Origin of the sequence: Flavobacterium sp., assembly GCF_029242675.1 — a bacterium.
GTDB lineage: Bacteria > Bacteroidota > Bacteroidia > Flavobacteriales > Flavobacteriaceae > Flavobacterium.
In genome coordinates this window covers 1-6,856 of record NZ_JAQWTM010000353.1, presented here as the reverse complement: position 1 = coordinate 6,856, position 6,856 = coordinate 1, and the positions used below count along the sequence as shown (strand labels likewise).

The window sequence follows — 6,856 nt, the reverse complement described above, 5'->3', positions numbered from 1 at the left end:
CTCCACTCTCGTTATATCGAATCAAAGACTTGATTTAGCTAAAAATCGCTTTTCGATTGGTAAGGCGTCGAAACTAGAAGTATTAAACGCCCAAGTTGATTTGAATACGGACAAAGTAAATTTATTGCGTCAACAGGAGTTGTATACCAATACTAAAACGGCTTTAAATGAAATTTTGGCAAGAGATGCAACAACGCCTTTTACGGTTGCAAACGACCTTATTATTGATAATCAACTGAATTTATCGGACTTAATGAATTTAGCCGAGCAGCAAAATCCGTTGCTGCAAGCACAAATAATCAATAAGCGAGTAGCTGAATTACAACTAAAGCAAGTAAAAGCAGGTCGGTATCCAACAATTAGAGTAAGTACAGGGTACAACTTTGGCCAAAGCCAATCCAGCTTAGGCTTTATAACACAGTCGACTTCGAGGGGTTTGAACTACGGCTTCAATGCTTCTTTAAACTTATTTGACGGTTTAGCACAAAATAGAAACGAAAAAATTGCAGCCATTCAAATAGAAACTGCAACAGCCCAAATTGAGCAACAAAGCATGCAATTGAAAACGCAATTAACAACTGCATACCAAACCTATTTAACTAATTTACAACTAATTGAATTGGAAGAAAAAAATGAGGCGATTGCAAAGCAAAATTTGGACATTACTTTGGATAAATTCCGAATTGGAACCATCACTACTTTGGAATTTAGAACAGCTCAACTGAACTATGTAACTGCTACCGTTAGATTTACCAATGCTCAATATCAAGCTAAGCTATCAGAGATTGCATTACGAGAAATTGCAGGTAACTTGACTTTCTAACACTATTGTAGATTGTAACAATTAGTATAAACTCTCGTTTTAAATTACTTTATCTAATTTAAAACGAGAGTTTTTATTATCTATACTAGCATAATAAATATAAATTTGCAGAAACCATCGTTACTATGATATCATACAACCCTAAAGATTGGATTACTTTTATATTTCGGTTCCACAAAGCTGATACTTTTCGGAAATTACTACCACTAATGCTACTAATTGGAATCTATTCTGGTTTAGTAGCTTATCTTGAAATCGAATATTGGGACTTGCCAGATGACAGTCACGTCAAAAATATATCAATGATGCATGGCATGCTAGGCTTTGTTATATCATTATTACTAGTTTTCAGAACCAATACCGCATACGACCGTTGGTGGGAAGGACGAAAATTATGGGGTTCATTAGTAAATAATAGCCGTAACCTAGCATTAAAGCTGCATGCTATTTTAAAAGAAGAAAAAGATTTAGCCTTTTTTAGAAAAATGATTCCTAGCTATGCTTCTATTTTAAATAAACATTTAAAGGACGAAGAAACCGGAAAGCAATTATCCGAAGAAATTACAATTGCCATTAATCATCATACCCATCGTCCCAATCAAGTTGCCAAAATGATGTTTTTGAAAATTAATGATTTGTATGAAAGTAAAAAAATTACAGGTGACCAATTAATCATTTTGAATAATGAATTACAGTCTTTTACAGATATTTGTGGAGCCTGCGAACGTATAAAAAACACTCCCATTCCCTACTCTTACAGTGTTTTTTTAAAGAAATTTATATTCTTTTATGTGATGACTTTACCTTTTGGCTACGTATTTAATTTAGGATATTATGTGATTCCAGTTGTTGTTTTTATTTTCTATGTACTAGCTAGTTTGGAATTAATTGCCGAAGAAATCGAAGAGCCTTTTGGCCATGATGATAATGATTTACCTACTAGAAAGATAGCTGAAAACATAAAAAGACATGTGGAAGAATTGATTTAGGATAAGAAAATGGATCTCCTTCAAATCCTTCACAAACTCAACATTTCTGCCTAAAAAACAAAAAAAATAGTTTCCTACTACAGTCTGCAATCCTTATATTTGCAACCTTATAAAATTGACAAATGAAAATATCCTATAACTGGTTAAAACAGTTCATCAAAATCGATTGGAATTCCGAAGAAACATCGGCATTATTAACAGATCTAGGTCTTGAAGTTGAAATGGTTGAAAAATACCAATCCGTAAAAGGCGGGCTAGAAGGAATCGTTGTTGGTCACGTTCTTACTTGTGAACAACACCCCGATGCAGATCGATTAAAAGTGACTACAGTTGATTTAGGGACGGGTACTCCTGTACAAATTGTTTGTGGTGCTGCAAATGTGGCAGCAGGACAAAAAGTACCTGTTGCAACCATAGGAACTGTTTTATATGATAAAGAAGGTGTTGCTTTTACGATTAAAAAAGGAAAAATTCGAGGTCAAGAAAGCCACGGAATGATTTGCGCTGAAGATGAATTAGGTCTAGGAGAAAGTCATGATGGGATTATGGTTTTAGACGAGGCTCTTGTTCCTGGAACTTCAGCAGCACAAGTGTTTAAAATCGAAAATGATGAGGTATTCGAAATTGGATTAACTCCCAATCGTGCCGATGCTATGAGTCACCTAGGCACTGCACGTGACCTACGTGCTGGAATGATACAAAGCGGAGTTAATGTAGAACTAATAACGCCGTCCGTTAGTAATTTTAGAGTAGACATGCGTACTTTAAAAATCGATGTCGCTGTAGAGGATACTACTCTTGCGCCACGATATTGTGGCGTAACCATATCGGGAATTACTATAAAGCCTTCACCTAATTGGCTACAAAATAGATTAAAAGCTATTGGATTAAATCCAAAAAACAATATCGTTGATGTTACTAATTATGTTTTACATGAACTAGGACAACCACTACATGCTTTTGATACTGCTAAAATTAGTGGTAAAATCATCGTAAAAACAGTTGCAGCCGGAACTAAATTCACTACACTCGACGATGTAGAACGTACTTTACACGAAGAAGATTTGATGATTTGTGATGAAAAAGGTCCATTATGTATCGCTGGAGTATTTGGAGGAAAAAATTCAGGTGTAAGTGAAAACACGAACTCTATTTTCTTAGAAAGTGCTTATTTTAATCCTGTTAGTGTTCGTAAAACTGCCAAAAGACACCAATTAAATACCGACGCCTCTTTCCGATTTGAAAGAGGAATCGATCCAAGTATTACTGCTTACGCCTTAAAACGCGCAGCATTGCTAATCCAAGAAGTAGCAGGTGGAGAAATCACTTCTGAAATCGTTGATATTTACAACAAGAAAATCGAAGACTTCTCTGTGTTTTTAAACTTTGCTAATGTGGCAAAAATAATAGGACAAGAAATACCAAAAGATACGATCAAGCAAATATTGGTTTCACTTGATATTAAAGTAAATAGTGTTTCTGAGGCTGGTCTTGGATTAACGATACCATCTTATCGTGTAGATGTACAACGAGAAATTGATGTAATTGAAGAAATCCTTAGAGTATATGGATATAACAATATTAGTTTTTCTAAAAAATTAAATGCTACTGTAACGAACTCACCACGAAATGAAGATTATAAACTTCAAAACATCATAGCTACACAATTAAACTCACAAGGTTTTAATGAAATGATGGCTAACTCTTTAACAACTGCTTCTTATGTTCAGCTTTCATCTATGTTAAAAGAAGAGCATAATGTGACAATGTTAAATCCTTTAAGTAATGATTTAGCAACATTACGCCAGTCGTTATTGTTTTCAGGTTTAGAAGCACTGTCCTACAATATAAATCGTAAGAATGCTGATTTAAAGTTTTTTGAATTCGGTAAATCATACCATAAATTACTTTCTGGTTTTGAAGAACGAAAACATCTAACGCTTTTCTTAACAGGAAACAGAAATAGTGAAACTTGGACTACTACTCAAAGGCCATCTGATTTTTTCTTATTTAAAGGTTATGTAGATGCAGTTTTAGCACGATTTGGAATCCAAAAAACACAAAACAGCCCAGCAACATCGGATGTGTTCTCAGAAGGAGTAGCTATCGGAATGGGACATAATGCACTGGTGGAATTTGGAGTTGTAAAAAAATCAATCCTTAAACATTTTGGAATTAAACAAGAAGTATTTTATGCTGATTTCAATTGGGATGCTATTATCAAGTCTATTTCATTAAAAATTAAATTTACTGACATACCCAAATATCCTGAAGTACGACGCGATTTAGCTTTACTAGTTGATCAAAGTGTAAGCTACGATGCAATTTACGCAGTAGCAAGACAAACAGAAAAGTCATTACTAAAAGAAATTAATTTGTTTGATGTTTACGAAGGTAACAACCTTGGCGAAGGAAAAAAATCCTATGCTATTAGCTTTATCATTCAAGACGTTACAAAAACCTTGACTGATGCGCAAATTGATAAATTAATGGGTAAACTTCAAAAGAATTTTGAAACTGAGCTAGGAGCTAGTTTACGCTAAGTTTAAAATTCAAATCGAATAAGTAATGCCAATTCAAAAAATGAATTGGCATTTTTTTTAATCAAAAAATCCCGTCTAGTAAATAGACGGGACTTTCAAACAAAACCAATTGTAAAAAAAACTAACTTTTTGGTAACAATACGGCGTCAACTACATGGATTACACCATTTGATTGATTAACATCTGCGATTGTAACCTGTGACATACCACCTTTTTCATCAGTAATGTATAATTTTTTTCCTTTCATCCAAGCTGTCAATGTTCCACCGCTAACAGTTTTCATCGTTGCTTTTCCTTTTCCTTTTTTAATTGCCATAGCAATATCTGAAGCATTCATTTTTCCAGCTACTACATGATAAGTTAAAATAGTTTGTAACATTTTTTTATTCTCTGGTTTCAATAAAGTGGCAACAGTACCTGCTGGCAATTTATCAAAAGCCGCATTTGTTGGGGCAAAAACGGTGAATGGTCCTTTACTTTGTAAAGTAGCTACCAAGTCAGCAGCAGTTACAGCAGCAACTAATGTTGTGTGGTCTTTAGAATTTACCGCATTTTCAACAATGTTTTTAGTAGGATACATTGCTGCTCCACCAACCATAACTGTTTTTTGTGCAAATGAAGTGGCTCCAAATACTAAAGCGAAAAACGCTACTGATAAAAATTTTCTAGTTTTCATAATTTATTTTTTGTTGTTATACATAGTCATTTACGCAGCAACTATGGATATGGATTTAAAAAATAGAATTTAATTTTAAATAAATCATAAAGCACTATATATCAGACACTTTTACAACTTATTATACTCTATCATTTGTATTAAAATATCAAAACTAATCTCGAAAACAGCAAAAAAAGCGTAAAAAAAATATAACTAAGGCAGAAAAATGGTTAAGTCACAGCCTACTGTATCATTTTTTTAGCTACTTTTAAGATTGAAGCTACAAATAAATTAAGATAGATGATAAATACAACCTCCAAAATTCGATCTAAAAAATTAAATAATAGAGTTGATTTAACCGCTATGGTTAGCGTCTCTTTTTTGTTGATGATCTTTTTTATGGTAGCAGCTGAAATGCGAAAGGCAAATAGTATGCACCTATCATTACCCTACAATGATGAATCTGTTGAAGGATGGGTTTGTAATATGCCTGATGAGAATCGTTCCTACACCATATTAATTGGAGAAAATGATAACGTAGTTTGTTATCAAGGATTAATATACTTTCCAATAGATATTCCAAAGGCATTTAATTTAAAAGAAAATAAACTAACAACAGAAATAGGAATTAAAAATAAAGAAGTACTTACATATTCAGCTAGTAAAGGTAGGCCAGATCGAGGAATGAATGTAATTATTAAACCAAGTGAAAAATCAAATTACGGCAATCTCGTGGCTGTTTTAGATCAAATGCAAATTAATAACATCCAGTCATACGATGTAATCAATACTTTTATTCCAGAGGAACAATTACTTTTAAAAAAACATAAAAACTAGAATAAATTAGAAAATAAAAAAGTGCTTTATCTACTGCCCTTAATAAAAGCAGTAGATAAAGCACTTTTTGAAAATATTAGTTAAATAAAGCTATTGCTCCTACTAAAATAGAAAACAAGAAAATCAAACCATAGATCACTACAAAAACTAACGTCAAAATTCCAATAAATTTATAATGTGATTTTAAATATTCAAAAGAAGAATTAACTAAAGCAGTATCATTAGACTTAAAAGCCTTTTTCATTTTTGAAGAAAACTGATACAGATAGTACACAGGAAAAAAGTAAAATACGGCTATACTTAAATAAATACCTGACATTAGCCCGGTTTCAAGAATACCCATGGAATTCACATTTCGACTCATACTGCCAAGCGCTGAAAAAATCGTACCAATAAACAAAGCAAGTACAATCATAAATCCAATTCCAATAAATCCTAAGATAGACATGAAGTACGCCCATTTGGCTGTTTCTTTAAGAAAACCTTGTGCCTCTTGGCTTAAGTACATTTTTTCATTCTCCTGAAAAGTAGTTTCTTCCATTTTAATTATTTTTAAATATTAATTTCAAATATATAAAATTTATCAGAAATTACAACATAAAAAAAAGCCTCACATCCCTGTGAGGCTTTCCATATTTAGATTATCTGAGAATTATTTTTTCTCTGATTTTTCCATTTTAGCTTTCAATGCAGCCAATACATCGTTACTATCTCCAAGAGTAGCAGCTGGTGCATTAGTGTTTGAAGCTGAAGAAGTATTTTCAGTAGCAGCTTTCACATTTTTCTCTTCTTCTTCACGGAAGATAGCAGTGTGAGAGGCAACAACTCTTTTGAATTCTTTGTTAAATTCGATTACTTTGAAGTCAACTTTGTCGTCAACTTTTAAGAAAGAACCATCTTCTTTTTCAGCAGTTCTTTTAGTGATGATACCTTCAACACCATGCTCTTAAGTAGCAAGAGTTAATCCTGTTGCAGTAATTTCTGTAACAGGTCCTGGCTGAGGTGA

At 33.0% G+C, this 6,856-nt stretch carries 6 protein-coding genes and 1 pseudogene; 4 read left to right on the top strand and 3 right to left on the bottom strand.

Annotated elements, in window-relative coordinates:
- The 3 genes from P8M54_RS12930 to pheT form a co-directional block, all read left to right on the top strand.
- Positions 1–823 (top strand): TolC family protein (locus tag P8M54_RS12930; protein WP_300288339.1); only part of this gene is annotated, 823 nt, incomplete at its 5' end.
- A gap of 125 nt (positions 824–948) precedes the next feature.
- Entirely contained in the window at positions 949–1,812 is an 864-nt protein-coding gene (locus P8M54_RS12925; protein ID WP_300288337.1) for a bestrophin family ion channel, read from the top strand.
- A gap of 122 nt (positions 1,813–1,934) precedes the next feature.
- Complete coding sequence (gene pheT, locus P8M54_RS12920) at positions 1,935–4,355, top strand: phenylalanine--tRNA ligase subunit beta (protein WP_300288336.1); 2,421 nt, start codon at positions 1,935–1,937, stop codon at positions 4,353–4,355.
- A gap of 121 nt (positions 4,356–4,476) precedes the next feature.
- Here the strand turns inward: pheT and P8M54_RS12915 are convergent, their stop codons facing one another.
- Positions 4,477–5,031, bottom strand: coding sequence for a fasciclin domain-containing protein (locus P8M54_RS12915; protein ID WP_300288335.1), 555 nt, complete (start codon positions 5,029–5,031; stop codon positions 4,477–4,479).
- 282 nt (positions 5,032–5,313) lie between these two features.
- On the opposite strand from P8M54_RS12915, the gene P8M54_RS12910 reads away from it, so the two are divergent.
- On the top strand, positions 5,314–5,850 hold the full coding sequence (locus P8M54_RS12910) for a biopolymer transporter ExbD (protein WP_300288334.1): 537 nt from the start codon (positions 5,314–5,316) through the stop codon (positions 5,848–5,850).
- Between the two features lie 76 nt (positions 5,851–5,926).
- Here P8M54_RS12910 and P8M54_RS12905 read toward each other — a convergent pair whose 3' ends face one another.
- Positions 5,927–6,391 (bottom strand): hypothetical protein, encoded by a 465-nt coding sequence (locus tag P8M54_RS12905; protein WP_300288332.1) that lies wholly within the window; start codon positions 6,389–6,391, stop codon positions 5,927–5,929.
- Positions 6,392–6,502: 111 nt separating this feature from the next.
- A pseudogene (locus P8M54_RS12900) lies at positions 6,503–6,757 on the bottom strand (30S ribosomal protein S1); the annotation flags it as partial.
- Positions 6,758–6,856 lie beyond the last annotated feature (99 nt).